We start from the raw sequence: 26,483 nt of genomic DNA, 5'->3' as shown, positions 1-26,483 counted from the left end.
AGAACGGGGCATGCGCGAGCACGGTGGAAATCTCGATCTGGCCCAGCAACGTTTTGGCGGGCGCGCGGAGGACTGGATCGATCTGTCGACCGGGATCAACCGCCTGCCTTATCCGGTGGGCGAGGTGAGCGCGCGTGCATGGAACGCGCTGCCGTCGCGCGCGGAGATCGAGAGCCTGCATCAGGCCGCGCGGCACGCCTACCGCACAAGCGCGCCGATCGTCGCAATGGGCGGTGCGCAGGCCGCCATTCAATTGCTTCCGCAACTCGCGCCAGCCGGCCGCGCGCGCATCCTCGCGCCGACCTACAATGAATATTCCGGGGTCTTGTCGGCCGCGGGTTGGGATGTCCAGGAGGTCGGCGAGCTCGACGCGCTGGCGGGCGCGGATCTCGCCGTCGTCGTCAATCCCAACAATCCCGATGGCCGGCGTTTTGCGCCACAGGATTTGCTGGCGCTGCTGCCGCGCGTCGGCCGTCTCGTCATCGACGAGAGTTTTGCCGATGCTGCCCCGCAGCTGTCGCTCGCAGCCGGGGCGGATCGGCCTGGACTGCTGGTCCTGCGCTCGTTCGGCAAGTTCTATGGTCTTGCCGGCCTGCGGCTTGGGTTTGCGCTCGGCCATGCTGTCGACATCACGAAGCTCGCGGCGGCGTCAGGTCCATGGCCGGTGTCAGGAGCGGCGATCGCGATCGGCTGCCGCGCCTTGCGCGACGACGCCTGGGCCGAGGCCACGACCGCGCGGCTTGCGCGCGACTGTACCCGCCTCGACGACATCGTGGAGTCGCAAGGCTGGCGGCTCGTCGGTGGTGCGCCGCTGTTTCGTCTTTACGAGACAGCTGACGCGCTTGCTGCGCAGGAGAAACTGGCGCGTAGCCAGATCTGGTCGCGCGTGTTCGCGAAACAGCCGACATGGCTGCGCCTCGGACTTCCGGGCAGCGAAGCCGAATGGACACGCCTTGCCGAGGCGCTAGCGCGCTAGCGCCAGCAGGCTGCCGACGTCGAGATGCTGTTCGATGTGATCGGCGAGGGCGTCGAGCGCGCTCTCGACCCTGCTGTGATAAGGCTCGTCGCCTGCGGGAATATCGAGCTTCGCGAGATACGCCCTGCGGAAATCATCCGACGTGAACAGGCCGTGCAAATAGCTGCCTTGCACGCGGCCATCGCTGGAGATCGCGCCTTCGGGCTCGCCGTTCAGTTTCGCAAACGGGCGCGCGCGATCCGGTCCGTCGGTGCGGCCGATGTGGATTTCGTAGGCCTCGATCGGCTGGTTCGTGGCGGCATGCACGGCCGCGACGCGCGTCAGCGTCTTCTGCGGGCTCATCACCGTTTCCACGTCCAGAAGTCCGAGGCCCGGCGTGTCGCCGGCAGGGCCTTCGATGCCATCGGGGTCGGCGACGCTGCGCCCGAGCATCTGATAGCCGCCGCAGAGGCCAAGCACATGGCCGCCGCGGCGGTGATGCGCCAGGAGATCGATGTCCCAGCCCTGCGCGCGCAGGAAGGCGAGATCGCCGCGGGTGGATTTCGAGCCGGGGATGATGACGAGACGGACGTCGCCGGGAATCGCTTCGCCCGGCCGCACCATCACGAGATCCACGCCAGGCTCGAGCTTCAACGGATCGAGATCATCGAAATTGGCGATTCGCGACAGCGCGAGGCAGGCGATCTTGCATTGGCCCGGCTTGCGCGCATCGCTCAGCCCCAGCGCATCCTCGGCCGGCAGCTCGCCGGCGCGCGTGAACCAGGGCAGCACACCAAGGCCGCGCCACGCGGTCTTCTGCTCGATCAGCTTGTAGCCGTCGTCGAACAGCGAGGGGTCGCCGCGAAACTTGTTGATGACAAAGCCCTGGATCATCGCGGCATCGTCGGGGTCGATGACCGTCTTGATGCCGACGAGCTGGGCGATCACGCCGCCGCGGTCGATGTCGCCGACCAGCACGACCGGCACGTCGGCCTTGCGCGCAAAGCCCATATTGGCGATGTCGGCCTTGCGCAGGTTGACCTCGGCCGGGCTGCCGGCGCCTTCGACCAGCACCAGATCGGCGCGCGCTTTTAGCCGCTCGAAACTCTCCAGCACCGCGCCCATCAGCGACGGCTTCATCGCCGCATATTCACGCGCCCGCGCGGTCGCGATGCGCTTTCCCTGGACGATGATTTGTGCGCCGACATCGGTCTCGGGCTTCAGCAGCACCGGGTTCATGTCGGTGTGCGGTTCGACGCCGGCGGCCAGCGCCTGAAGCGCCTGGGCGCGACCGATCTCGCCGCCGTCGACAGTGACGGCCGCGTTGTTCGACATGTTCTGCGGCTTGAAGGGCAGCACGCGCAGGCCGCGCCGCGTGAAGGCGCGGGCGAGGCCGGCGACGATGAGCGACTTGCCCACGTCCGAGCCGGCCCCCTGGATCATCAATGCGCGCGCCATGGTGTTTTCAGAACCTGGGGCCGTGCTCAGAACTCGACGCCGGCTTGCGCCTTGATGCCGGAGCGGAAGGGGTGCTTGACCAGCGTCATCTCGGTGACGAGGTCGGCGATCTCGATCAGCTCGTCCTTGGCATTGCGCCCGGTGAGCACGACATGCGTCATCGGCGGCTTGTGCGTTTTCAGGAAGTCGACGACCTCGGCGATGTCGAGATAGTCGTAGCGCAGCGCGATGTTGATCTCGTCGAGCACGACCATGCGCAGATTGGAATCTGAGATCAGCTCCTTGGCCTTCGCCCAGCCGGCCTGTGCTGCGGCGATGTCGCGGGCGCGGTCCTGCGTCTCCCAGGTGAAACCTTCGCCCATCGCATGGAACTGGCAGAGCTCGCCGAAATGGCCGGTGAGCAGGCGCCGCTCGCCGGTGTCCCAGGCGCCCTTGATGAACTGCACGACCGCGCAGGGGAAGCCATGGGCGACACAGCGGACGATCATGCCGAAGGCGGAGGAGGACTTGCCCTTGCCGGCGCCGGTGTGGACGATGATGAGGCCCTTTTCGCCGCTCTTGGTCGCCATGATCTTGTCGCGGGCGACCTTGATTTTCGCCATTTTCGCGGCGTGGCGGGCGTCGGTTTCCTCGGCCGTTTGGGTATCCGGTTCAGGCGTCATCTGACAGGGTCCGTCGGCTTGACAAGAGGCGGCCGGGGGCAAATGGTGGCCCGGCGTTGGTTCCTGTCCTATGACAGGCGAAGAGGGAATGCGATAGGGTCCGAATCGACAAGATTCGGTCCAAACTGCAGCCGCCCCCGCGACCGTGACCGGAGAGATGCCCGAAGCCACTGATCCCCTAGGGGATCGGGAAGGCGGGGATCGAAGGGCCAAAAGCCCTGCTCCGCAAGCCGGGAGACCTGCCAGCGCGGACGAGTTTTGGACCGGCGGACGGGGTGTTCCGCGACGGGGAAACGGACCTTCGGGGGAATGGTCCGTGTGCCTCTTCGCCTCCCGCTGTCTATCCTGGAAGAGGCGATGACCGTCACACTTCACGTCTGTATTACCTGCCGTGCCGGCCAGACGCTCGACGAGGGTGAGACGACGCCCGGCAAGCGCCTGCATGGTGCAATCCTCGACGCCGGCGTGCCCGAGGGCGTCAATGTGGTTCCCGTTGAATGCCTGTCGGCATGCAGCCAGGGTTGCTCGGTTGCGCTCAGCGCGCCCGGCCGCTGGTCCTATGTCTATGGCCGTCTGTCAGAGGCCCATGCGAGCGACGTGGTCGCGGGTGCTGCGGCCTATGCCGCCGCGCCCGACGGCCTCGTGCCCTGGCGCAGCCGTCCCGAAATCTTCCGCAAGCAATCGCTTGCCCGCATTCCCCCCATTGCCGTGTTGCCGGAGGCCGCCGAATGAACTCGCTCGCAAAAGTCCCTGTGACGGTGGTCACGGGTTTTCTCGGCTCCGGCAAGACGACGCTGATCCAGCATCTGCTCGCAAACCCTGACGGCAAGAAGCTCGCCGTGCTCGTCAACGAGTTCGGCAGCGAGGGTGTCGACGGCGAGATCCTGAAATCCTGCGCCGACGCGAATTGCCCCGAGGAGAACATCGTCGAGCTCGCCAATGGCTGCATCTGCTGCACCGTCGCCGACGATTTCATTCCGACCATGGAAAAGCTTTTGGCGCGGCCGGTGCGGCCCGATCACATCCTGATCGAGACTTCTGGCCTGGCGCTGCCGAAGCCGCTGCTGAAGGCGTTCGACTGGCCGGAGATCCGCTCGCGGATCACGGTCGACGGCGTGATCGCGCTCGCCGATGCCGAGGCTGTCGCCGCCGGCCGTTTTGCGCCGGACCCGGCTGCGGTGGAAGCGCAGCGCGCCGCGGATGAAAATCTCGATCACGAGACGCCGCTGTCGGAAGTGTTCGAGGACCAGATCGCCTGCGCCGACATCGTGCTGCTGACCAAGGCCGATCTTGCTGGGCCTGCAGGGATCGAAGCCGCCAAAGCCGCCATCACCGCGGAGATGCCGCGCCGGGTGCCGATGCTATCCGTCACCGATGGCGCGATCGATGCGCGTGTCATCCTCGGCCTCGGCGCCGCCGCAGAGAATGATCTCGCCGCGCGCCCCTCGCATCACGACGGCGAGGACGATCACGAGCACGACGATTTCGCCTCCGTCGTGATCGATCTTCCTGAAATCAGCGACATCGACGCACTGGTCGCGTCGGTGCAGCGTCTTTCGCGCGAGCAGAACGTGCTGCGCGTCAAGGGCTATATCGCGGTCGTGGGCAAGCCGATGCGCCTGTTGCTGCAAGCGGTCGGCGAGCGGGTGCGCCACCAGTTCGACAAGCCCTGGGGCGCAGCTCTCAGGCAGTCGAAGCTTGTCGTGATCGGCGAGCACGGCGATATCGACGAGGCCGCGATCAAGGTCGGACTTGGGCTTTCAGGATCTGGTATCTGATGCACGTCGTCTTCCGCGAGAGCCGCGGTCTCGAGGAGACCGCGACGCCAAGGGACATCGGCCAGGACCCGGCCGATCTCGTGGTGCTCTCGTACTCGGATTCCGACCTTGCCGCGTTCGCGGCCGGCTGGCGGCGCGGCCGCAACAGCCTGCCGTCGCTGCGGCTCGCCAATCTCGCGGAGCTGCGTCATCCGTTGTCGGTCGACACCTATATCGAGCGCACGCTGTCGCAGGCACGCGGCATCCTGGTGCGACTGATCGGCGGTGAGTCCTACTGGCCGTACGGGCTCGCGGCCCTGCAGCAGCTTGCGAAGAACCGCAACATCGTGCTGGCCGTGCTGCCGGCCGACGGCCGCGACGACACGCGGCTCGATGCCTACTCGACCCTGCCGGTTTCGACGCTGCGCCGGCTCAAAGTGCTCTGCGACACCGGCGGTCCCGTTGCCGCCCAGGCCGCGATTGCGCAGCTCGCGCTGGCCTCGGGCCTTTACGCAGGCCCGGTCGTCGGCGAGATGAACCTGCCTGAGATGGGCCTTTACGATCCCGCGCGTGGCGTCATTGCTGCGCCGATGGCAGGCGAGGGAAAGCCGCTCGCGCTCGTGACCTTCTATCGTTCCTATCTCACCGCCGCGGATACCGGGCCGGTCGACGCCCTGATCGCGGTGCTGCGCGAGCGCGGCTTTGACGCGTACGGCGTGTTCGTTACCTCGCTGAAGGCTCCGGGCGTTGCGGATTGGCTGCGGACGTATTTCGCGACGAATCCTCCGGCCGCGATCGTCAACGCGACCGCGTTCTCGGCGATGGGCGACGACGGCACGACACCGTTTGATGCGGCATCATGTCCCGTCTTCCAGGTCGCGCTCTCATCGGCACGGCGCGAGGACTGGGCGGAATCGCTGCGCGGCCTGTCGCCCGGCGATCTCGCGATGCATGTGGTGCTGCCGGAGGTCGACGGCCGCCTGTTCGCGGGCGTGGTGAGTTTCAAATCGGCGGCGGAGCGTGATCCCGATCTGCAATTTTCGCATCTGGCGCACCGGCCCGATGAGGAGCGCGTCAAGGCCGTCGCCGCGCGCGTTGCGGCCTGGCGGCGCCTCGCCGAGACGCCTGCCGCCGGGAAACGGGTGGCGCTCGTGCTCTCGAACTACCCGGGCCGTCCGCATCAGATCGCGCATGCGGTCGGTCTCGATGCGCTGGCGTCGGTCGAGGCGCTGTTGTCCGATCTGACGGAGGCCGGCTTCGATGTTGCGCCGGTTCAGGCGCTCGGTGAAACGCTGCTCAAGCAGAACTTGACCTGGGGTGGCGCCGATTACCGCGCCGCGCTCTCGCGCCTGCCGCAAGTCTTGCAGGACGGTCTCGCGCAGGCCTGGGGCGCGCCGGAGACCGATCCGGGTTGCCGCGACGGCGCCTTTCATTTCGCTGCTATCCAATGCGGCCGATCTATCATCGCCGTTCAGCCCGAGCGCGGCGATACGGCCGCGCGCGATGGCGACTATCACGATCTCGCCCGCACGCCGCGCCATGCCTATGTCGCGTTCTATCTCTGGCTCCGCGGGCAGGCCATCGATGCCGTTGTGCACATGGGCGCCCATGGCACGCTGGAATGGCTGCCCGGAAAATCCGTGGCGCTGTCCTCACATTGCTGGCCGGAAGCCCTGATCGGCGATCTGCCGGTCATCTATCCCTTCATCGTCAATGATCCCGGCGAGGCCGCGCAGGCCAAGCGGCGCTTGGGTGCCGTCACCATCGGCCATCTGCCGCCGCCGCTCGAACAATCCGCGGTGCCGGAAGGCCTGCGTCGGCTCGAACGTCTCCTGGACGAATATTCGACCGCCGATGGCCTCGACCCCGCCCGACGTCAGCGTCTGATCGCCGCGATTCGCGACGAAGCGCGTGCGGCAGGGCTCGAAGACGATCTCGGTCTCGATGCATCCGCAGCACCGGCGGAAGCGATCCCGCGGATCGATCGCTTCGTCTGCGATCTCAAGGAGAGCCAGTTCGGCGACGGCTTGCACGTGTTCGGCCGCGGCGCCTGCGCCGACGCGGAGCGCGATGCGTTGCGTGCCGCGCTCGCGGGGCAGCGCGTTGCGCCGGGGCCGTCGGGCTCGCCGTATCGCGGACGCCAGGACGTTCTGCCCACGGGGCGCAATCTCTTTGCCGTCGATCCGCGCGCGGTGCCGACGCCGTCGGCGCATGCGCAAGGCATCAGGCTCGCGGAAGAGCTGCTGCGTCGCCATTTGCAGGATCACGGCGACTGGCCGAAAGGCCTCGTGGTCGATCTCTGGGGCTCGGCGACGATGCGGACCGCCGGCGAGGAATTTGCCATGGCGCTGCATCTCGCCGGCCTTGCGCCGCGCTGGGACCACGCCTCAGGCCGCGTCACCGGCTACGACATTATCGCGCCGGCCGAGCTCGGGCGCCCCCGTATCGACGTCACGCTGCGCGTGTCGGGCCTGTTCCGCGATGTCTTCTCCGGCCTTGCGCAATTGTTCGAGGCCGCCGCCGAGGCGCTCGCGTCGCGCGAGGATGAGGGCGACGAGAATCCCTATCGCCACCGCGCCTCGCGCGTGTTCGCGCCGCGTCCCGGACAATACGGCGTCGGCCTCTCGGCGATCCCGGATGCCTTCACGGCCGAGACGCGCGATGCCGCCGGCGAAGCCTGGCTGTCGGCATCGTCCTGGGCGTTCTCGGCGGACGGTGCGATGCAGCCGGATCGTGCCGGCATCGAGACGCGGCTCGCATCCGCCGATGCTTTCGTGCACGTCCAGGATCTGCCGGAGACCGATCTTCTGCTTGCCGCCGACTATGCCGCGCATGAAGCCGGCATCGCGGCGGCCGCAGCGCATATCGGTGCGGCAGGACCATCGCTCTATCACCTCGATACGACGCGGCCTGAGCAGCCGCACGCGCGGACGCTGACCGAGGAAATCTCCCGTGTCGTCCGTGCACGCGCGGCCAATCCGGCCTGGATCGCCGGCATGATGCGGCACGGTTTTCGTGGTGCCGCCGAGATCACCGCGACGCTGGAGCATATGGCCGCCTTCGCGCATCTGGCCGGCGCTGTGCCGCCGCATCTGTTCGATCTCTACTACGATGCGACGCTCGGCGACGCCGATGTCCGCAGCTTCATGGCCCGCGAGAATCCGGCGGCGCTCGCCGCGATGGAGACCTGCTTCACGCGCCTGCACGAAGCCTCGCTCTGGCGAACGCGCCGCAATTCGATCGCGGCTGCGCTGAAGGAGGCTTCATGAGTGCGGCCGCGATCAAGGGCTGGTGTCCCGGCGCGCTGCGCCCGATGCAATCGGGCGACGGGCTCGTGGTTCGCGTGCGTCCGTTCGGCGGGCGCCTCGAAGCTGCACAGGTGGCCGGGCTTGCCGAGCTCGCCGAACGCTACGGCAACGGTCTCATCGATGTGACGAGCCGGGCCAACCTCCAGATCAGAGGCGTCAGCGAGCAGGGCCATCGCCGGCTGCTCGATGGACTCGCGTTGCTACGGCTGCTCGACCCCGATTCCGACATCGAAGCCCGGCGCAACATTTTGGTGACGCCGTTCTGGAACAACGTTGACGAGACGCAGGCGCTCGCCGCGGAGCTTGAAGAAGCGCTCGCTGACAGCGCGCTCGATCTTCCCACAAAGTTCGGCTTCGCGATCGACGATGGAAAGTCGCGCGTACTCGCCGGCGATTCAGCCGATTTGCGCATCGAGCGCGATCGCAGCGGCCGGCTCCTGGTGCGGGCCGATGGCGCGAGGCTCGGCCGCTCGGTCGCACGCGGAGAGGCCGTGAGCACCGCGCTCGCGCTCGCGAGCTGGTTCATCTCGTCCGGCGGCGCGAAGGGCGGGCGAGGGCGCATGGCGGCTCATATCGCGGCCGGCGCGGAATTGCCTCAGTCGTTGAGCGGCGAAGCCGAGCCCGCTCCGGTCATGGCCGCGTCACGACCCGGGCATTATCCGCATGGCGCCCTGGTCGGCGTCGCGTTCGGGCAGATGCTGCACACGACGCTCCATCAATTTTCCGGCTGCGGACATGCGCTGCGCATGACGCCATGGCGGATGGTGCTGAGCGAGGGCAAGCGCGAGATGCCGAGCGGGGCAGGCCTCATCACCGAGCCTTACGATCCCGCGTTGCGCGTGATTGCTTGTAGCGGCGCCCCGCGTTGCCTCGAGGCGCATGCCGATACCCGAGCGCTCGCTTCCGCCCTTGCGCCGCGTATCGCCCTCGATACGCGCCTTCACGTCTCCGGCTGCGCCAAGGGCTGCGCGCGTTCCGGCGCGTCCGCGGTGACGCTGGTTGCAACCAGCGCCGGCTTCGATCTCGTCCGCGCCGGCTCGACCCGCGACGAGCCGGTTCTGCGCGGCCTGAATGGTGACGACATCGTCAGCGATCCCGCCATCCTGGTTGGAGGGCACTGATGCCGCACACTTACGAGACTGACGGCGCTGCGATCTACCGGCAGTCCTTTGCGACCATCCGGGCCGAGGCCGACCTTGCGCGCTTCACGCCGGACGAGGAGCAGGTGGTGGTGCGGATGATCCACGCCGCCGGCATGGTGGGCCTCGAGGCGCATATCCGCTTCACATCAGGCATGGCGACTGCTGCGCGCGCGGCCTTGCAGAGAGGCGCCCCGATCCTGTGCGATGCGCGCATGGTCTCGGAAGGAATTACGCGCGCGAGACTGCCTGCGGCCAACGCCGTGATCTGCACGCTCGGCGACGAAGCCGTTCCCGCGCTCGCGCAGTCGATGCGCAACACGCGCTCGGCTGCGGCGCTGGAGTTGTGGCGACCGCATCTCGACGGCGCAATCGTTGCAATCGGTAACGCGCCGACCGCGCTGTTTCATCTCCTCAACATGCTCGAAGACCCGGGCTGCCCGCGGCCCGCGGCGATCATCGGTTGCCCCGTCGGCTTCGTCGGCGCGGCCGAATCCAAGGCCGCGCTGATGGCCGATCCGCCGGTGCCGGCGCTGACGGTCGAGGGTCGCCTCGGCGGCTCCGCGATCACGGTCGCCGCCGTGAATGCGCTCGCGAGCCGGAGCGAATAGCCATGGGACGCATCATCTGCTGCGGTCTCGGCCCCGGCGATCCTGATCTGATGAGCGTGCGCGCCGACCGGACGGTGCGGGCTGCGAAGCATGTCGCCTATTTTCGCAAGAAGGGCCGGCCCGGCCAGGCGCGGCGGATCGTCGAAGGCATGTTGGCCTCCGACGTTACCGAATACGCAATGGAATATCCTGTTACGACGGAGCTCGCTTTCGATAGCCAGGAATATGTGCAGCTGCTCGCCGGCTTCTACGACGAATGGGCCGAGCGGCTGGCGCGGCTTTCGCGTGCGGTGGACGTCGTCGTGCTCTGCGAGGGCGATCCTTACTTCTACGGCTCCTTCATGCATCTGCACACGCGCCTGCAAGGGCGCGTCGAGATCGAGGTGATCGCGGGCATTCCCGGCATGGTCGGCTGCTGGAACGGCGTCGGACAGCCGATCGCGCTCGGCGACGATGTGACGACGGTGCTGATGGGCACGCTTCCCGAAGACGAGCTCGAACGGCGCATGCGCGATTCCGATGCGCTCGTCATCATGAAGACCGGCCGCAATCTCGCAAAGGTGCGCCGCGCGCTGGCTTCCGCCGGCCGGCTGGACGATGCCTGGCTGGTCGAGCGCGGTACCATGCCGGGCGAGCGCGTGGTGCGGCTCGCCGATATCGATGCCGCCGACTGTCCTTATTTTGCGATCGTGCTCGTGCACGGCAAGGGCCGGCATCTGGACGCCGCCGAATGACGGGCACGCTGACCATCGCGGGCCTCGGGCCGGGCAGCGATGCGCTGGTGACGCCCGAGGTCTCCGCCGCCCTTGCCGCTGCCACGGACATTCTGGGTTACGCGCCCTATGTCGCGCGCGTGCCGCCGCGGGCAGGGCTCACCTTGCACCCCTCCGACAATCGCGAAGAGCTGCAGCGCGCAAGCGAGGCCCTGCGGCTCGCGGCCGAAGGCGGGCAGGTCGTCGTCGTCTCCTCCGGCGACCCCGGCGTCTTCGCGATGGCGTCGGCCGTGTTCGAGGCGCTCGAACAGGCGCCGCAATGGCGCGAGCTTCCCATTCGCGTTTTGCCCGGCATCACCGCGATGCTGGCGGCGGCCGCGCGTGCCGGCGCGCCGCTCGGCCATGATTTCTGCGCGATCAATCTCTCCGACAATCTCAAACCGTGGGCGGTGATCGAGAAGCGCCTGCGGCTGGCTGCCGAAGCCGATTTTGCCATTGCGATGTACAATCCGCGCTCGGCAAGCCGGCCGGAGGGATTTGGCCGTGCGCTTGCGGTGTTGAAGGACGCCGGCTGCGGCGAGCGCCTCGTGATCTTCGCGCGCGCGATCAGCAGTTCGGACGAGCGGATCGAAACTGTCGCGCTGAACGACGCGCGGCCTGAGATGGCCGACATGCGCACGTTGGTCATCGTCGGCAATTCGCAGACGCGCCGCGTCGGCCGCTGGGTCTATGCCCCGAGGCAGGCGCGATGACCGAGCCACTGCATGATCTCGCCCACGCTCTCGACCCGCAACCGTTCGGGCAGTTTTGGTCGCCCGATCATGATCACGGGCAGGCCGAGCATGCGGGCCGCGTCGATCTTGGCGTGCGCACCATCGCCGCCGGAATTGCGGGCGACGATCCACGCGATGCTGCGTGTGCGCATCATCTCCAGCTCACCCTCAAGCGTGAATGGTCCACGCGACACGATCACGTCGGCAGCGAAGGGCAGGGGTGCCTCGGGCGGATCGACGAAACGCAACGTGTAGGCATGCTGTGGCTTCGTCGCGAACGGCGCGATGTGCTGGCGGCCGATGGCGAGGAACACTTTAGCCGTCGCCTCGGGCAGCGCGGCGACCGCGGCGTTGACGTCGTGAACTTCGATCCAGTTGTCGCCGGGCGCCCTGGTCCAGGGTGCGCGCTCCAACGCAATCAATTGCGTGCCGGTTTCCGCGCTGGCCTCGACCGCGTGGCGGCTCATCTCGGCGGCGAAGGGGTGCGTCGCGTCGATCACATGCGTGATGCCTTCGCTGCGAATATAGCCGGCAAGCCCGCTCACGCCGCCGAAGCCACCGATGCGGGTCGGCAGCGGCTGATCGGCGGGCGCGCGGGTTCGGCCGCCATAGGAATACACGGCGTCGATGCGCGCGCGTGCGATTTCCGCGGCGAGCAAGCTCGCATCGGCGGTTCCGCCCAGAATGAGGGCGCGCGTCATGGCTGATCCCTGGCTGACCATCATCGGTATCGGCGAAGATGGCCTTGCCGGGCTGTCCGAGGCAAGCCGAAAGGCGCTTGCCAAGGCAGAAACTGTTTTTGGTGGCGAGCGTCATCTCGCGCTTGCTGATGTTGGGGGGCGCGGTCGTCCGTGGCCGGTGCCGTTCGACGCAGACATCGTGCTGAGCTGCCGCGGCCGGCCGACGGTGGTACTCGCCTCCGGCGATCCGTTCTGGCACGGCGCGGGTGCAAGTCTCGCCGAGAAGCTCGATGCCAACGAGTGGATCGCGCATTCGGCGCCATCGACCTTCTCGCTTGCCGCCGCGCGGCTGGGTTGGCGCCTCGAAGCCATTGCTTGTCTCGGGCTTCATGCTGCACCATTCGAGCGTCTCGTGCCGCATCTGGTGCGAGGTGCGCGCATCATTTGCCTTGTGCGTGACGGCAAGGCAGCCGGTGAGCTCGCCAAATGGTTGAGCGATCGCGGATGGGGCGCCTCGGCGTTCTGGACTCTCGCCGCGCTCGGCGGGGCGCGCGAAAGCATTGCTGAGCATCGTGCCGACAGCTTTGCTGGCGGTCTCGCCGAAAACCTGGTCGCGGTGGCCGTCGAGGCGAGGGGCGGGCAAGGCATTCCCCGCAGCTCCGGCCTGTCCGACGATCTCTTTGCTCATGACGGCCAAATCACCAAGCGGCCGGTGCGCGCGCTGGCGCTCTCGGCGCTGGCGTCGCGTCCCGGCGAGCGGCTGTGGGATATCGGCGCGGGTTCTGGCTCGATCTCTGTGGAATGGGCGCTGTGCGGCGGGACGGCGACCGCCATCGAGGCGCGTGAGGATCGTGCCGCGAATATCCGCAGCAATGCGGCGGCGTTCGGATTGGCGCATCGGATCACCGTCATCGCGGGGAGCGCGCCGGGCGCTCTCGCCGGACTGGAAGCGCCGGATGCCGTCTTCATCGGTGGCGGTCTCGATATCGCAATGTTCGATGCCATTTGGCCGCGGCTCTCGCCGGGTGCGCGGCTCGTCGCGCATGCGGTGACGCTGGAGACGGAGGCGCTGCTCGGCGAACTGCACCAGCGCCATGGCGGTGAGTTGATGCGGGTCGAAATCGCACATGCCGGCCCGCTCGGCCGCTACCGCTCCTGGGAAGCGTCGCGGCCCGTGGTGCAGTGGAGTGCGGTTCGATGAGAGTCGCCGGACTCGGATTCAAGAAGGGTGTGACGCTCGCTTCGCTGCGCGAGGCGCTGCTGGCAGCCGGTGGTTCCGAAGGCCTTGCGGCGGTCGCGACTGTCAGCGACAAGGCCGACGCGGAGCCGCTCAAACAGCTCGCGCGTGAATGCGGCGTGCCGATCAAGCCGGTTCCGGCCGACATGCTGGCGGGCATCGAGACGCCGACGCAGTCAAAACTCGTCGCGGAAAAGTTCGGCACGGGCTCGGTCGCTGAAGCCGCGGCGCTCGTTGCCGCTGGCCCTCGCGCGCGATTGATTGCGACGCGGGCGGTCTCGCGGGATCGCACCGCAACGGCGGCGATCGCGGAAGGAGACGGCGCATGACGGTGCACTTCATTGGTGCAGGACCGGGCGCTCCGGATTTGCTGACGTTGCGCGGACGCGACCTGATCGCGGCCTGTCCGGTCTGCCTCTATGCGGGCTCGCTGGTGCCCGAGGGCGTGCTGGCGCATTGCCCGCCCGGTGCGCGCATCGTCAACACCGCGCCGCTGTCGCTCGACGAGATCATCGCGGAGATCGCCGCCGCGCATGCCGCCGGCAAGGATGTTGCCCGCTTGCATTCCGGCGATCTCGCGATCTGGTCGGCGATGGGCGAGCAGCTCCGCCGCCTCCGCGCGCTCGGTATCCCCTACACGGTCACGCCGGGCGTGCCGTCCTTCTCGGCCGCGGCAGCCGCGCTGGAGACCGAGCTGACGCTGCCCGGTCTTGCCCAGTCAGTCGTGCTGACGCGCACGCCGGGCCGCGCCAGCGCGATGCCTGAGGGCGAAAAGCTCGCGGCGTTCGCCGCCACCGGTGCGGTGCTCGCGATCCATCTGTCGATCCATCTGCTCGACAAGGTCGTCGCCGAGCTGACGCCGCATTACGGCGCGGACTGCCCGGTCGCGATCGTCTGGCGCGCGAGCTGGCCGGACCAGCGCATCGTTCGCGCCACGCTGGCGACACTCGATGCCGCCGTCGGCACCGAGATGGAGCGCACCGCGCTCATTTTGGTTGGCAAGACGCTTGGCGCTGCGGATTTTGACGAGAGCCGTCTCTATGCCGCCGACTACGACCGCCGCTATCGGCCGGTCGGCGCCGACCCGCGCTTTCCGGAGGCATCGTGATGCCGGCAGGGCTCGTCATCTCCGCGCCGGCCTCCGGCGTCGGCAAGACCACGCTGACGCTGGCGCTGGCGCGTGCCTGGCGCAATCGCGGATTGAACGTGCAGTGCTTCAAGAGCGGGCCCGATTATATCGATCCCGCCTTCCATGCCGCTGCGACGGGGCGCGCTTCCGTCAACGTCGATAGCTGGGCGATGGATCGCGGGACGATTGCTCATCTCGTCGGTCGCGGCACTGACGCCGATGTCGTGCTTGCCGAGGGCTCGATGGGCCTGTTCGACGGCGTCGCCGCGCGCGGCGTCTCCGGCACCGGCGCCACCGCCGACATTGCCGAGATGCTGGGCTGGCCGGTGCTGCTGGTGATCGATCCCTCCGGACAGGCGCAGACGGCGGCGGCGATCGCCGCAGGCCTTCGCGACTATCGTGCCGGCGTGCGGCTTGCCGGCGTGGTGCTCAATCGCGTCGCCAGCCCGCGGCATGAAGATCTCGTGCGGCGTGCATTGAACGACGCCGGCATCGCCGTGTTCGGCGCGCTGCCGCGTCATGCCGAGATCAGCCTGCCGAAACGGCATCTCGGCCTGGTGCAGGCCGAGGAGCAAGCCGAGATCGGCAAGCTGATCGACGAAGCCGCGCGCTTCGTCGCCGAGCATGTGGATCTCGACGCGGTGCTGCGATCGGCAGCGAGCTGGTCGCCGCAACCAGCGGCAAGCGGCATCAATGTGACGCCGCCCGGACAGCGCATTGCGTTGGCCCGCGATGCCGCGTTCTCCTTCATCTATCCACACATGCTGGAGGCCTGGCGCGCGGCCGGCGCCGAGATCTCGACATTCTCGCCGCTTGCCGATGAAGCGCCTGACGCGAGCGCCGATGTCTGCTGGCTACCCGGCGGCTATCCCGAACTCCATGCCGGCACGATCGCGGCCAATGCGCGCTTTCGCAGCGGCTTGCGCGCGTTCGCTGATACACGGCCGGTGCACGGCGAATGCGGAGGCTATATGGTGCTGGGAACCGCTCTGACCGACGCCGACGGCATCCGTCATGAGATGACGGGCCTGCTCGGACTGGAGACAAGCTTTGCCAAGCGCCGCATGCATCTCGGCTATCGTCTCGCTGCGCTCGCCGCGCCGATGCCGGGCCATCAGGTCGGCGCGCGCCTGCGCGGTCATGAGTTCCACTATTCGACGATTATCGCGCAGCCGGATACGCCGCTGGCAGTCGTGCACGATGCAACAGGCGCGGTCATCGCCGAGACCGGCTCGCACCGCGGTCATGCCACCGGCACGTTCTTCCATCTGATCGCGGAGGATCGGTGAGCGGTTTTGTCACTTTCATCTCGGCCGGCCCCGGCGACCCCGAGCTCCTCGCGCTCAAAGGCGCGGCGCGGCTGCGCGATGCCGACGTGGTGCTCTATGACGACCTCGCCTCGGGCGCGATCCTCGATCTGGCCCGGCCCGGCGCCAACCTCGTCGCGGTGGGGAAGCGGGCAGGGCGGCCCTCGACCAAGCAGCACCACGTCAACCGCCTGCTGATCGACTACGCCGCGGCGGGCGTCCGCGTGGTGCGGCTGAAATCGGGCGATGCCGGTATCTTTGGCCGGCTCGAGGAGGAGCTGGAGGCGCTGCGCGAAGCCGGCATCGGCTACGAGATCATTCCCGGAATCACCTCGGCCTGTGTCGCCGCCGCGCAAGCCGGCATTCCCCTGACCCGGCGCCACACCTCGCGCCGGGTGCAGTTCGTGACCGGGGCCGATGTCACCGGCGAGCTGCCGCAGAATTTGAACTGGGCGGCGCTGGCGGATCCCGAAGCGACCACCGTGGTCTATATGGGCCGCCGCACCTTTCCGGCGCTTGTCGCAAAATTGATCGAGCACGGCCTCGCGCCTGATACCCCGGCGCTGTTCGCCGAATCCCTCGGTCGTCCCGACGAGCGGCTGGTCCGCACCACCATTGCCGAGCTGGCGGAACAGCTTGCGCGGGGCGGCGCGGCCTCGACGGCGGCGGTGATCCTGTTTGGCGCGCTGGCGGGCGATTATCCGTCATGACCGTCCCGGCCGCCCTTCGCCCCTTGACGCCCGGCTGGCGAAAGGGGCACACAGGAGATGCATGGTGCTCGAGGCGGCGCAAACCGCCGGAGCATAATCGGGAATGGGGGTGGGCGGACGGTTGCGCCGCCCAAAACCCCAGCCGCCCCCGCGACTGTAAGCGGTGAGGGGCTCCGAACCGCCACTGGGCCGCAAGGCTCGGGAAGGCCGGAGAACCCCAGTGAACCGCGAGCCAGGAGACCGGCCGTGCATGTCTTGTGGCCAAGGCCGTCGGGTGTGACGGCAGGAAGGAACTGAACCATGCATATCGAACCCGGAGTCGTATCGGGCGCCAAGCTCGTGTTGAGTTACGCAACCGGCATCGCCGTCGGCGGCGTTGCGCTGAAGCTCGCGGTCGAGACCGTGCGCGAGCAGGGCATCACGTCGTTCGCGGCGCGGACGCTCGCCACCACGGGCCTCGTGTTCGTCTTCTTCGAGATCCTGCCGCACTTCCCGGTCGGCGTCTCCGAGGTGCACTTCATCCTCGGCTCGACCCTGTTCCTGCTGTTTGGGGCGGCGCCCGCGGCCTTCGGCCTTGCGTTCGGACTGTTGTTCCAGGGCATCTTCTTCGAGCCGCCCGATCTGCCGCAATTCGGCATGAACGTCACCACGCTGCTGGTGCCGCTGTTCGGGATCCAGGCGATCGCCGCGCGGATCATTCCCCGCAACACCGCCTATGTCGATCTCAGGTATCGCCAGGCGCTGGCGCTTTCGACCACGTATCAGGCCGGCGTCATCGCCTGGGTCGCGTTCTGGGCGCTCTATGGCTCCGGCTTCGGTGCCACCAACCTCGTCAACATCGCGACCTTCGCGGCCTCCTATGCGCTCGTCATCGTGATCGAGCCGCTCGCCGATCTCGCCGTGCTGGCACTGGCAAAATCGCTGCGCGGCGTCACCGCGCCCGGCCTCGTCACGCCGCGCCTCCACAACGCGGCTTAAGAGACAAGGGGCGGCCGCGATGGCCGCCCCCACACGCGCGATGCTCACGCTATCCCTGATAGGCATCGGTTGCGGCGATCCCGGGCAGCTCACGCGCGCCGCCGTTCAAGCCATCAACGCGGCCGATCTCATCCTGATCCCGCGCAAGGGGACGGCGAAATCAGATCTCGCAGATCTCAGGCGGACGATCTGCGCCGATGTGCTCACCAGTCCAACGACGCGCATTGCCGAGTTCGACCTTCCCGTGCGCGATGCCGGTGAAGCGGACTATCACAAGGGCGTCGACGATTGGCACGATGCCGTGGCCGCGGCGTGGTCGCGGACGATCGCGAGCCATCTCGAAGGTGAAGGCAAGGTCGCGCTGCTGATCTGGGGCGATCCCTCGCTGTACGATTCCTCGCTGCGCATTGCGCGGCGGCTCGATCCCTTGCCTGATATCGAGGTCGTGCCCGGCATCACCTCGATCCAGGCACTGTGCGCGGCGCATGCGCTCCCGCTCAACGACATCGGCGAACCCTTCCTGGTCACGACGGGGCGCCGCTTGCGCGAGGGCGGCTGGCCGCAAGGCGTCGATACCGTGGTGGTGATGCTCGACGGCGCCACGGCGTTCCAGTCGCTCGATCCAGCCGGGCTGCACATCTGGTGGGGCGCCTATCTCGGCATGCCCGATCAGATCGCCATGTCGGGCGTTCTTGCCGAGATCGCCCCGCGCATCGTCGCCGCGCGACAGGATGCGCGCGAGCGGCATGGCTGGATCATGGACAGCTACATTCTCAAGCGTAGGCCGTAAGCGAGGCAGCATGCCCCCCGATTGGATCACCCGGAAATGCCCCGATGTCTCCGCTGTCCATCGCGAGGCGGCGCTCGCGCGTCAGGCGCAACTCACAAAACCGGCCGGCGCGCTCGGCCGGCTGGAGCAGCTTGCGGTGGAGCTTGCGGGCCTGCAGGCGACCGAGCAGCCGCGCGCCGCGCGGGTGCCGATCATTATCTTCGCCGGCGATCACGGCATCGTCGCGCAGGGCGTGTCGGCCTATCCGCAAGGAGTGACCATCGCGATGATGGCGAATTTCGCCTCGGGTGGTGCCGCGATCTCGGTGCTGGCGCGTGAGCTTGGCTCAAGCCTTGAGGTCGTGGACGCCGGTACGCTGGCGCAGGAGGCGATCGCGGGCGTCGTCACCGACAAGCCGCGCCAGGGCACGCGCGACTTCAGCGTGGAAGCAGCGCTCACCCCCACGGAGCTGGCATTCGCCTTCGAAGCCGGTCAGCGCGCAGTCGCGCGCGAAGCAGCCGGCAGGCCCGATCTCCTGATCTTCGGCGAGATGGGCATCGGCAATACCACGACGTCGGCGGCGATTGCGGCGAGCCTGCTTGGCATCAGTGCCGAGGAGATCGCGGGCAGCGGTACCGGCGTCGACGCGGCCGGCCACGCGCACAAGGCGCGCGTGATCGACGCTGCGATCGCGCGGCATGGCGTTGCGGGCGCTTCGCCGGAACAGATCCAGTGCGCGGTCGGCGGCCTCGAAATCGCGGCGATCTGCGGTGCCATCATTGCGGCTGCGCAAGCCCGCATTCCCGTGTTGATCGATGGCTTCATCGTATCGGTGGCAGCGCTGGCGGCGGTGCGGCTGAACCCGTCGTGCCAGCCATTCCTGCTGCCGTCGCATCAATCGGCGGAGCAGGGGCATCGGCTGGTGCTGCGCGCGCTGAACGTGCAGCCGTTGATCAGCCTCGATCTCAGGCTCGGCGAAGGATCGGGTGCCGCCATCGCGCTGCCGCTGGTGCGGCTCGCGTGCAGCCTTCACAACGGCATGGCGACCTTCGCGCAGGCCAATGTGCCGGATCGCCCGGGCTGACCCGGCTCAAGCCGCGCGCTGATTGACCGCGACGACGCGCCAACCGGTGGCGAGCCGGTCGATCCGGGTCAGTGACAACGGATCGATCACGAAGCGCAGGGCCGCTTGTGGTGTCAGATCCAGCGCAATGCAGAGTGCCGCGCGGATCGTGCCGGAGTGCACGACGAGCGTTGCCGAGCCGGCGCCGATTTGCGCGAGACCCAGCCGGACGCGCGCGACCTGATCCTCGAAACTTTCGCCGCCCGGCGGCCGTCCGTGCGCCGGATCGCTCCAGAACTGCGCATAGGCCTCCCCGCCGGTCGCCGCGAGCTCGTCATGCCGCCGGCGGGTCCAGTCGCCAAAATCCTGTTCACTGAATTCGGGCACCAACGCGGGTTCGAGTCCCAGCGCGCGCGCCGTCTCAACCGTACGTCGCGCTGGGCTCGCAAAGCTCGCAGCATCTGGCGGAAGCCTCCGCCGCAACGCCTCCAGCTGCACGCGATCGCCGAGATCGGCGGGCGCGTCGGCTGCGTGGATCGTCCCTTTGGCGCCGTCGACGGGCGCATGCCGTATCAGCCAGAGGAAGGTCTCGCCTTCCATGCCTATCTCCAAGGAAGTTGGTCGCTGTGGTAATAACGTCGCACCGGCACATTGACTCTGTCTTGTCGGTAATCCTAGATGGCTTTGACGGTTTCCCCGAGTGGGGATGAAAAGGGAATGCGGTGCGGGGATTTTGTCCCCAATGCCGCGGCTGCCCCCGCAACTGTAAGCGGCGAATCTTGCGTCACGAGCCACTGGGTATCTCGGTCCCGGGAAGGCGATGCAAGGTACTGACCCGCGAGCCAGGAGACCTGCCGTCAGCCGTGGTCACACGCGAAGATGTCGGTCGGGGAGTACAGACATTCGGCTTCATCGGAAGGCTTATAAGCCGGAAGATGGGACCTTGGTTCGCTGTGACGTGCCACTGACGTCACACCGAGGTTCCGAACTGTGTCTTCCATTCGTCTTGTACGACCGCGTTGCTTCCTGCTCGCCTCCGCTGCGCTCACATCCTTTGCCGCCCTCGATCTGCCTGCCGCCATGGCGCAGCAGGCCCGCGAGCCGCTGCCGCCGGTCGAGGTGTCGCCCGCCCAATCCCGCAAACCGGCAAAGCCGGCGGCCCGGGACGCGCAGAGCCCACGCCGCGCAGCATCGCGCAGGCCAGCGGCCGCATCGGCCGCGGCCAAGCCCGTCGTGCCGACCGCGGCGGCGCAGACGCCGCTCAACACCAATGTGATTGCCGAGAGCGCCTCGCGCCTCGGCTTGACCGTGCAGGAGACACCCGCGACCGTCGAAGTCATCTCGGCCGAGACCATGCGGGAGCAGGGCTATCGCACCGTGTCGGAGGTTGCGCAGGGCGCGGTCGGTGTCACCTCCGGCGACAATCCGGCCGAGCCCGCGGCTTTCTCCATGCGTGGCTTCACCAACAGCCAGATCAACATGCTCTACAACGGCATCAAGATCGGTCCGCAGAACATGACCTCGCGGATCACGGATACGGCCAATCTCGCAGCCGTGGAATTCTTGAAAGGTCCGGCCTCGCTGATGTCGGGCGAAGGTGCCGCCGGTGGCGCAATCAACTTGATCACGAAGCAGCCACACACCGGGCCGATCCGGAATGAAGCTGACTTTTCCTGGGATTCGCTCAACTCGTTCGGCGTCCATTACGGCTCGGGCGGCAGCACCAATTTGCAGGGGCTCGACTACCGCTTCGACATCAGCCGCGCCTCGCTCAATGGCTTTGCCGATGACACCAATACCAAGACGCTCGATGTGTCTGGCCAGCTCAATTACCGCATCTCCGACAGCCTCAAGATCTGGGGCGCGATCGAGTACCGGGAAGATCGCTCGAAGGCCTATTGGGGCGCACCGCTGGTACCGGTCGCCTTCAGCGGCTCGCATGCGACGAGCGGCATTGTCTCCGGCAATTACGTCTCGAACTTCAACAAAACGAATCTCGGTGCGATCACGATCGACGATCGTACCTTCAACACCAACTACAACGTTCTCGACAACCGCAACGTGGCACAAGAGGTGTGGCTGCGCGGCGGCTTCGAACTGAAGCTGGCGCCTGACCTGACGCTGAAGAGCCAAGCCTATGCCTATGGCGCGGAGCGTACCTGGTTCAACAACGAGATCGAGGCTTTCAATGCCAGTACGGGCCTGCCCAACTCGAACATGGTCGATCGCGAGCGCTTCTACGTTGCACATAGCCAACGCCTTGTCGGCAACATTACCGACCTGATTTGGAACGCTAATATCGCAGGCTTCGACAACCGCCTGGTCACGACACTTTCGTCCAGCTATCTCGATTTCGTCAGGCCAGGCGCCGCCAACTTCCCGGACGATTACGTCTCGCTCGTCAATCCCGATCGTGGCCTTTACGGCCTGCTCACGACGCAGCAGCAGACCGCGCGCATCGACAACGAGGCGCTGTCGTTCGAGGACCGGGTGAAGCTCACGCGAACCTTCGCGCTTGTCGGCGGCCTGCGCGTCGAGCATATCGGGCTTGACCGCAACTCGACCGACTCCGCCGGGCTGGAAAAGGCGAACTTCCCGTTCTCGAAGTCCTGGGTCCCGACGACGGGGCGCATCGGCTACACCTGGGACGCCGTTCCCGGCGTGACCTTCTTCAGCCAGTACGCCACCGGCGCCGACGTCTCCGCCAACAACATCTTCCTGCTTGGGCCAGCCCAGCCGCTCGACCTGACGACCTCGCGCACCTATGAGACGGGCGTCAAGCATCTGTTGTGGAACAACAGGGCGGAATGGTCGTTCTCGGCCTACGATATCGAGCGCAAGAACGTCTATGCCGCAGCCGGAGGCATGCAGCTCAACATTGCCGGGCGGCAGGAATCGAAGGGCGTGGAGCTTGCGGCGGCCATCCGGCCGATTGAGCCTTTGCGGCTCTGGGGCAACATCGCCTATGTCGACGCACGCTATGCCGACTACAATTTTGCCGGTGGTCCGTTCTCCGGCAACACGCCGCCGAACGTGCCGCGTGTCGTGGCCAATGCCGGTGCGTCGTACCGGTTCTTCACGCCCTGGCCGGTGGAGCTCGGCATCACGGGCCGCTATGTCGGCGACCGCTACAACACCGATGCCAACGTCGTGACGATGAAGGCCTACACCGTCGCCGACGTCTACGCCTTCGTCGACATCCCGAAGACGGTGTTCAACGCGGTCGACCAGGCCCGTCTGGGCTTCCGCGTGCGCAACATCACTGATAAGCGCTACGCGATCTGGGGCGATCCGTTCTATCCCGACCAGATCCTGCTCGGCGCGCCCAGGACCTATGAGCTCTCGGCCGCGTTCAAATGGTAGGGTGCTGACCACATGATGAACGCGATCGTCCTGCTGCATCGCTGGCTCGGGATCGCGTTCTGCCTGCTGTTCGCGATGTGGTTCGCGAGCGGAATCGTGATGCACTTCGTCCCGTTTCCGTCATTGACGGAAGCGGAACGTTTTGCCGGGCTCGCGCCGGTGGCTGGCGGAGAGGTGAGGATTGCGGTCGCGGAGGCCGTCGCCGCGAGCGGGGTCGCGGACGCCACGCGCGTTCGCCTGGTCCAGCGGAGCGACGGGCCGGTCTATGTCGTGTCGGACCCGTCGCGTGTGCGCGCGGTCCATGCCTCCGACGGACGGGATGCATCGGTGACGTCCGCCGACGTCGCGGTCGGTATCGCGCGGGATCATGCCCGGCAACGCGGGCTCGATGCCGCGCGGGCGGCGATGATGGCGGTCGCGGATTATGATCAATGGAGCGTCCCCAATGGCTTTGATCGACACCGGCCTCTGTTGCGCGTCGCTCTTGGCGATGCGGCCGGAACCGAGGTCTATGTCTCCTCGCGCACCGGCGAAGTCGTGCTGGATACGACCCGCAGCGAACGCGGCTGGAATTGGGCCGGCAGCGTCCTGCACTGGATCTATCCGACGGTCCTGAGGAGCAATTGGTCGCTTTGGGATCAGGTGGTCTCGACATTGTCGCTGGTGGCTTTTATCGCGGCGACGCTCGGCGCGGTGCTCGGAATTATCAGGATCAGGATTCGAAGGCGCGGGGTCTCGTCGCCTTATCGCGGCTGGCACGCACTGCATCACATCATTGGTCTCGTCGCGACCGTCTTCGTGCTGACCTGGAGTTTTAGTGGCTGGCTCTCGATGGATCACGGCCGGCTGTTCTCGCGCGGGGAGCTGACCCGGACCGAAGCGGGCGTGGTGTATGCCGCGCCGGACTGGACGACGGCCCCACCGGTCGGTCAGCCATCGGCTCGCGACGTCGAATGGTTCGCCGTCAATGGTGCTGTCTACCGGCGCGACCGGACCGGCCCTGCCAGTCAGGCCTTGACCAAAACGGCGGAGGCGAGCCGCAGCGGGCCGGTGGCATTCCTCGGCGAGAAGGATGTCCATGACCTGACGACGCGCCTTGCGCTGGGCTGTGGCGTCCCGTCCGTTCTTGCCGACAATGACGACTATCCCGCGCACTCCGCTGTCGCCGGAGCGCCCGTCTATCGCTCCCGATGCGGCGACCTCTGGTTCGACATCGACGCTGCTGACGGCCGCGTGCTGCAAAGACTGGATGCCTCGCGGCGGGCCTATCGCTGGTTCTATGGCGCGCTTCACACGCTCGATTTTCCCGTTCTCATGGCGCATCCGCGTGTGCGCGATATCCTGGTCGTCGGGCTCTGCTTGCTCGGGCTGGCATTTTCCGTCACCGGCATCGTGATCGGCTGGCGGCGTTTGCGGTCGACCTTCGCGGCTTGAGCTGCGTATCGAACAAATCATATGCGCCATCCAAATTGCGGGTTGCGCGGGCGATGGCAGGCGCGGATGATCGCCCGAGGGGACGCAGCGGTGCGCTCTCTCAATGGGGCGATCGTGATCGATGTCAATTCAGCGCAAGCGCCTCGGCATGATGACCCCATCGTCCAACTCGGTGCTGGAGCCCGTCACCAGTTCCATGCTGCATGGCGTGGCCGGCGTCACCGCTCATTTCTCGCGCTTCCGCGTTACCGAGATCGCGCTCGATGCCGCGGCGCTGAACCAGTTCGATGCCTCGGTGATGCTGCCGGCGGCGGATCTGCTGGCGGACGCCAAGGTCGATGCCATTGCCTGGAACGGCACGTCGGCAAGCTGGCTCGGTATCGGCCGCGACCGGAGCCTGTGCGAAGCGATCGCGGCGCGGACCGATATCCCGGCGACGACCTCCACGCTTGCCTGCATCGACGCCGTCCGCGCGCTCGGCGCCGGACGCGTCGGCCTGGTCTCACCCTATACGGACGACGTGCAACGGCGGATCGGCGAAGTCTGGGCCGAGGAGGGGATCGCCCCTCACGCCGAGCGGCATCTCGGCCTGCGCGATAATTTTTCCTTCGGTGAGGTCACGCCCGCGACGATCGCCGACATGATCCGCGCGGTCGCGGCGGACGGCGCCGATGCCGTGGTCATTCTCTGCACCAATCTCGACGGCGCCGCGCTGGCTGCAGCACTCGAACGGGAGTTGGGCATCGCCGTGCTGGACTCGGTCGCGGTCACGCTGTGGCGGACGCTCGAACTCGCCGGTGGCGACATCGCGGCCCTTGCGGCGTGGGGCCGGATCTTCCAGACATCAGCGATCATCAGACGGAGACACCTGTGACGCAGCTCGATCTCGCCATTCGCGGCAGCACCATCGTGACGGCCAGCGACGAGTTTCGCGCCGATATCGGCATTCGCGACGGACGCATCGTCAGCATCGCCGACCGCATTGAAGGTGCGGCGCGCGAGATCGACGCGACAGGTCTGCTGGCGCTGCCGGGCGGGATCGACAGCCACGTCCACATCTCCCAGGCCTCCGGCCCCGACGTCGTGATGGCCGATGATTTTGCTTCGGCAACGCGCGCGGCAGCGGCCGGCGGCAACACCATGGTGCTGCCCTTCGCGCTCCAGGAGAAGGGGACGTCGCTGCGCACCTGCGTCGAGAACTACCGCAAGCTCGCCGAGGGCGAGTGCTACATCGACACCGCTTTCCACCTCATCATCTCCGACCCCACCGCGGTCGTGCTCGGGCAGGAGCTGCCGGCCCTCGTCAAGGATGGCTACACCTCGTTCAAGGTGTTCATGACCTATGACGACCTCGTGCTCAGCGACAAGCAGCTGCTGGAAGTGTTCGATGTCGCGCGCCGCGAGGAGGCGCTCGTCATGGTCCATTGCGAGGGTTACGACGCGATCCGTTTCCTCACCGCCAAGCTCGAACGCGATGGCCATATCGCGCCTTATTATCACGGCACCTCGCGGCCGCAGGCCGTCGAGCGCGAGGCGACGCATCGCGCCATCAGCCATGCCGAGGTGATCGGCGTCCCCATCATGATCGTCCACGTCTCCGGCCGCGAGGCGATGGAGCAGGTGCGCTGGGCCCAGCAGCGCGGATTGCCGGTGCATGCCGAGACCTGTCCGCAATACATCACGCTGACGGCCGACGACATGAAAGGCCTGAACATGGACATGTCAGGCGCAAAGTATGTCTGCTCGCCGCCGCCGCGCGATGCCGAAAGCCAGCAGGCGATCTGGGAAGGCATCACCACCGGTGTGTTCCAGACCTTCTCGTCCGATCACTGCCCGTTCCGCTACGACGATCCCAAGGGCAAGCTGACGCCGAATTCCCGCACCTCGTTCCGCTGGGTGCCGAACGGCATCCCCGGCGTCGAGACCCGGCTGCCGATCCTGTTCTCGGAGGGCGTCTCGAAGGGACGCATCAGCTTGCAGAAATTCGTCGAGCTGACCGCGACCAATCATGCGCGCATCTACGGGCTCTACCCGCGCAAGGGCTCGATCGGCGTCGGCTTCGATGCCGATATCGCGCTGTGGGACCCGAAGCTGACAAAGACGATTCAACAGGCCGATTTGCACCATGGCGCGGACTATACGCCGTGGGAAGGCTTTGACGTCACCGGCTGGCCCGTTACCACCATCGCGCGGGGCCGCGTGGTGTACGAGCAGGGCAGGATCGTCGGCGACAAGGGTGCGGGCGAGGTGCTCAGCCGCGGCAAGTCGAGCCTGGTGTGACGGAAGAATAATCGTATCGGGACGACGCCATGTCGTCTGTTGCGCATACCATCCTCGCGCTGCTGCGGCATCATTGATCTCTTTTCGCCGGCCGCCTTTCGGTGTAGCTCTGCGCCCACTTATGAGGCGGCCGCGCGCCAATGCTGATTGCCGCCGA

At 67.1% G+C, this 26,483-nt stretch carries 24 protein-coding genes and 3 riboswitches; of the genes, 20 read left to right on the top strand and 4 right to left on the bottom strand.

The features are described 5' to 3' along the window. The first annotated feature begins 10 nt into the window (after positions 1-10). The gene (gene cobD / locus QJT78_RS00800; protein ID WP_028148474.1) at positions 11-976 is read left to right on the top strand and encodes a threonine-phosphate decarboxylase CobD; all 966 of its coding nucleotides are present in this window, start codon (positions 11-13) and stop codon (positions 974-976) included. On the opposite strand, the gene QJT78_RS00795 is transcribed toward cobD, so the two are convergent. Continuing rightward, positions 965-2,413, bottom strand: a complete 1,449-nt coding sequence (locus QJT78_RS00795) for a cobyric acid synthase (RefSeq protein ID WP_028148473.1) — start codon at positions 2,411-2,413, stop codon at positions 965-967. The genes cobD and QJT78_RS00795 overlap by 12 nt on opposite strands. Before the next feature lie 26 nt (positions 2,414-2,439). After that, complete coding sequence (gene cobO / locus QJT78_RS00790; protein WP_028148472.1) at positions 2,440-3,075, bottom strand: cob(I)yrinic acid a,c-diamide adenosyltransferase; 636 nt, start codon at positions 3,073-3,075, stop codon at positions 2,440-2,442. A 40-nt stretch (positions 3,076-3,115) separates the two neighbouring features. Continuing rightward, a riboswitch (cobalamin riboswitch) is annotated at positions 3,116-3,337 on the top strand. A gap of 95 nt (positions 3,338-3,432) precedes the next feature. Here cobO and QJT78_RS00785 point away from each other — a divergent pair. The 7 genes from QJT78_RS00785 to cobJ are packed head-to-tail and all read left to right on the top strand — an operon-like array spanning position 3,433 to position 11,355. Beyond that, complete coding sequence (locus tag QJT78_RS00785) at positions 3,433-3,807, top strand: DUF1636 domain-containing protein (RefSeq protein WP_028148471.1); 375 nt, start codon at positions 3,433-3,435, stop codon at positions 3,805-3,807. Continuing rightward, entirely contained in the window at positions 3,804-4,853 is a 1,050-nt protein-coding gene (cobW, locus tag QJT78_RS00780) for a cobalamin biosynthesis protein CobW (protein WP_028148470.1), read from the top strand. Before QJT78_RS00785 ends, cobW begins: the two co-directional genes overlap by 4 nt. After that, on the top strand, positions 4,853-8,101 hold the full coding sequence (cobN, locus tag QJT78_RS00775; RefSeq protein WP_038941885.1) for a cobaltochelatase subunit CobN: 3,249 nt from the start codon (positions 4,853-4,855) through the stop codon (positions 8,099-8,101). Before cobW ends, cobN begins: the two co-directional genes overlap by 1 nt. Beyond that, positions 8,098-9,261, top strand: coding sequence for a precorrin-3B synthase (cobG, locus tag QJT78_RS00770; RefSeq protein ID WP_038941884.1), 1,164 nt, complete (start codon positions 8,098-8,100; stop codon positions 9,259-9,261). Before cobN ends, cobG begins: the two co-directional genes overlap by 4 nt. Beyond that, positions 9,261-9,890, top strand: coding sequence for a precorrin-8X methylmutase (locus QJT78_RS00765; RefSeq protein ID WP_028148467.1), 630 nt, complete (start codon positions 9,261-9,263; stop codon positions 9,888-9,890). The genes cobG and QJT78_RS00765 overlap by 1 nt, the downstream gene beginning before the upstream one ends. Before the next feature lie 2 nt (positions 9,891-9,892). Beyond that, positions 9,893-10,624 carry a precorrin-2 C(20)-methyltransferase gene (locus QJT78_RS00760; RefSeq protein WP_028148466.1) on the top strand — a complete coding sequence of 244 codons (732 nt, stop codon included), beginning with the start codon at positions 9,893-9,895 and terminating at the stop codon, positions 10,622-10,624. Further along, positions 10,621-11,355: a precorrin-3B C(17)-methyltransferase gene (cobJ, locus tag QJT78_RS00755; protein ID WP_028148465.1), complete on the top strand. Its 735-nt coding sequence runs from the start codon at positions 10,621-10,623 to the stop codon at positions 11,353-11,355. The genes QJT78_RS00760 and cobJ overlap by 4 nt, the downstream gene beginning before the upstream one ends. Here cobJ and QJT78_RS00750 read toward each other — a convergent pair. Next, entirely contained in the window at positions 11,331-12,077 is a 747-nt protein-coding gene (locus QJT78_RS00750) for a cobalt-precorrin-6A reductase (protein ID WP_028148464.1), read from the bottom strand. The two genes, cobJ and QJT78_RS00750, sit on opposite strands and share 25 nt — an antisense overlap. On the opposite strand from QJT78_RS00750, the gene QJT78_RS00745 reads away from it, so the two are divergent. The 8 genes from QJT78_RS00745 (at position 12,076) to cobT (ending at position 19,270) form a co-directional block, all read left to right on the top strand. Next, positions 12,076-13,257 (top strand): bifunctional cobalt-precorrin-7 (C(5))-methyltransferase/cobalt-precorrin-6B (C(15))-methyltransferase, encoded by a 1,182-nt coding sequence (locus QJT78_RS00745; RefSeq protein ID WP_028148463.1) that lies wholly within the window; start codon positions 12,076-12,078, stop codon positions 13,255-13,257. The genes QJT78_RS00750 and QJT78_RS00745 overlap by 2 nt on opposite strands. Beyond that, on the top strand, positions 13,254-13,622 hold the full coding sequence (locus tag QJT78_RS00740) for a cobalamin biosynthesis protein (protein ID WP_028148462.1): 369 nt from the start codon (positions 13,254-13,256) through the stop codon (positions 13,620-13,622). The genes QJT78_RS00745 and QJT78_RS00740 overlap by 4 nt, the downstream gene beginning before the upstream one ends. After that, positions 13,619-14,401: a precorrin-4 C(11)-methyltransferase gene (gene cobM, locus QJT78_RS00735; protein WP_028148461.1), complete on the top strand. Its 783-nt coding sequence runs from the start codon at positions 13,619-13,621 to the stop codon at positions 14,399-14,401. The genes QJT78_RS00740 and cobM overlap by 4 nt, the downstream gene beginning before the upstream one ends. Next, on the top strand, positions 14,401-15,711 hold the full coding sequence (locus QJT78_RS00730) for a cobyrinate a,c-diamide synthase (protein ID WP_038941881.1): 1,311 nt from the start codon (positions 14,401-14,403) through the stop codon (positions 15,709-15,711). Before cobM ends, QJT78_RS00730 begins: the two co-directional genes overlap by 1 nt. After that, a complete protein-coding gene (cobA, locus tag QJT78_RS00725; protein ID WP_038941880.1) occupies positions 15,708-16,439 on the top strand; it encodes a uroporphyrinogen-III C-methyltransferase in 732 nt (243 codons plus the stop codon). The genes QJT78_RS00730 and cobA overlap by 4 nt, the downstream gene beginning before the upstream one ends. 45 nt (positions 16,440-16,484) lie before the next feature. Beyond that, positions 16,485-16,703: riboswitch (cobalamin riboswitch) on the top strand. Positions 16,704-16,739: 36 nt separating this feature from the next. Continuing rightward, the gene (locus QJT78_RS00720; RefSeq protein WP_028148458.1) at positions 16,740-17,417 is read left to right on the top strand and encodes an energy-coupling factor ABC transporter permease; all 678 of its coding nucleotides are present in this window, start codon (positions 16,740-16,742) and stop codon (positions 17,415-17,417) included. Positions 17,418-17,457: 40 nt separating this feature from the next. After that, entirely contained in the window at positions 17,458-18,207 is a 750-nt protein-coding gene (cobF, locus tag QJT78_RS00715) for a precorrin-6A synthase (deacetylating) (protein ID WP_028148457.1), read from the top strand. A gap of 10 nt (positions 18,208-18,217) precedes the next feature. Continuing rightward, positions 18,218-19,270: a nicotinate-nucleotide--dimethylbenzimidazole phosphoribosyltransferase gene (gene cobT / locus QJT78_RS00710; protein ID WP_028148456.1), complete on the top strand. Its 1,053-nt coding sequence runs from the start codon at positions 18,218-18,220 to the stop codon at positions 19,268-19,270. Between the two features lie 6 nt (positions 19,271-19,276). Here cobT and QJT78_RS00705 read toward each other — a convergent pair whose 3' ends face one another. Continuing rightward, positions 19,277-19,849 (bottom strand): histidine phosphatase family protein, encoded by a 573-nt coding sequence (locus QJT78_RS00705; RefSeq protein ID WP_028148455.1) that lies wholly within the window; start codon positions 19,847-19,849, stop codon positions 19,277-19,279. 71 nt (positions 19,850-19,920) lie between these two features. After that, positions 19,921-20,123, top strand: a riboswitch (cobalamin riboswitch). 116 nt (positions 20,124-20,239) lie between these two features. On the opposite strand from QJT78_RS00705, the gene QJT78_RS00700 reads away from it, so the two are divergent. From QJT78_RS00700 to hydA, 4 genes are all read left to right on the top strand, one after another. Beyond that, a complete protein-coding gene (locus tag QJT78_RS00700) occupies positions 20,240-22,612 on the top strand; it encodes a TonB-dependent receptor (RefSeq protein ID WP_028148454.1) in 2,373 nt (790 codons plus the stop codon). A 12-nt stretch (positions 22,613-22,624) separates the two neighbouring features. Then, on the top strand, positions 22,625-24,046 hold the full coding sequence (locus QJT78_RS00695) for a PepSY domain-containing protein (RefSeq protein WP_028148453.1): 1,422 nt from the start codon (positions 22,625-22,627) through the stop codon (positions 24,044-24,046). Between the two features lie 121 nt (positions 24,047-24,167). Further along, complete coding sequence (locus QJT78_RS00690; RefSeq protein WP_038941877.1) at positions 24,168-24,920, top strand: aspartate/glutamate racemase family protein; 753 nt, start codon at positions 24,168-24,170, stop codon at positions 24,918-24,920. After that, positions 24,917-26,326: a dihydropyrimidinase gene (gene hydA, locus QJT78_RS00685; RefSeq protein ID WP_028148452.1), complete on the top strand. Its 1,410-nt coding sequence runs from the start codon at positions 24,917-24,919 to the stop codon at positions 26,324-26,326. Before QJT78_RS00690 ends, hydA begins: the two co-directional genes overlap by 4 nt. Positions 26,327-26,483 lie beyond the last annotated feature (157 nt).

Source organism: Bradyrhizobium sp. Mp27 (assembly GCF_029953005.1).
Taxonomy (GTDB): domain Bacteria; phylum Pseudomonadota; class Alphaproteobacteria; order Rhizobiales; family Xanthobacteraceae; genus Bradyrhizobium; species Bradyrhizobium barranii.
Note: the sequence above shows the minus strand (reverse complement) of the source record. Positions and strands in the feature narration are given on the sequence as shown.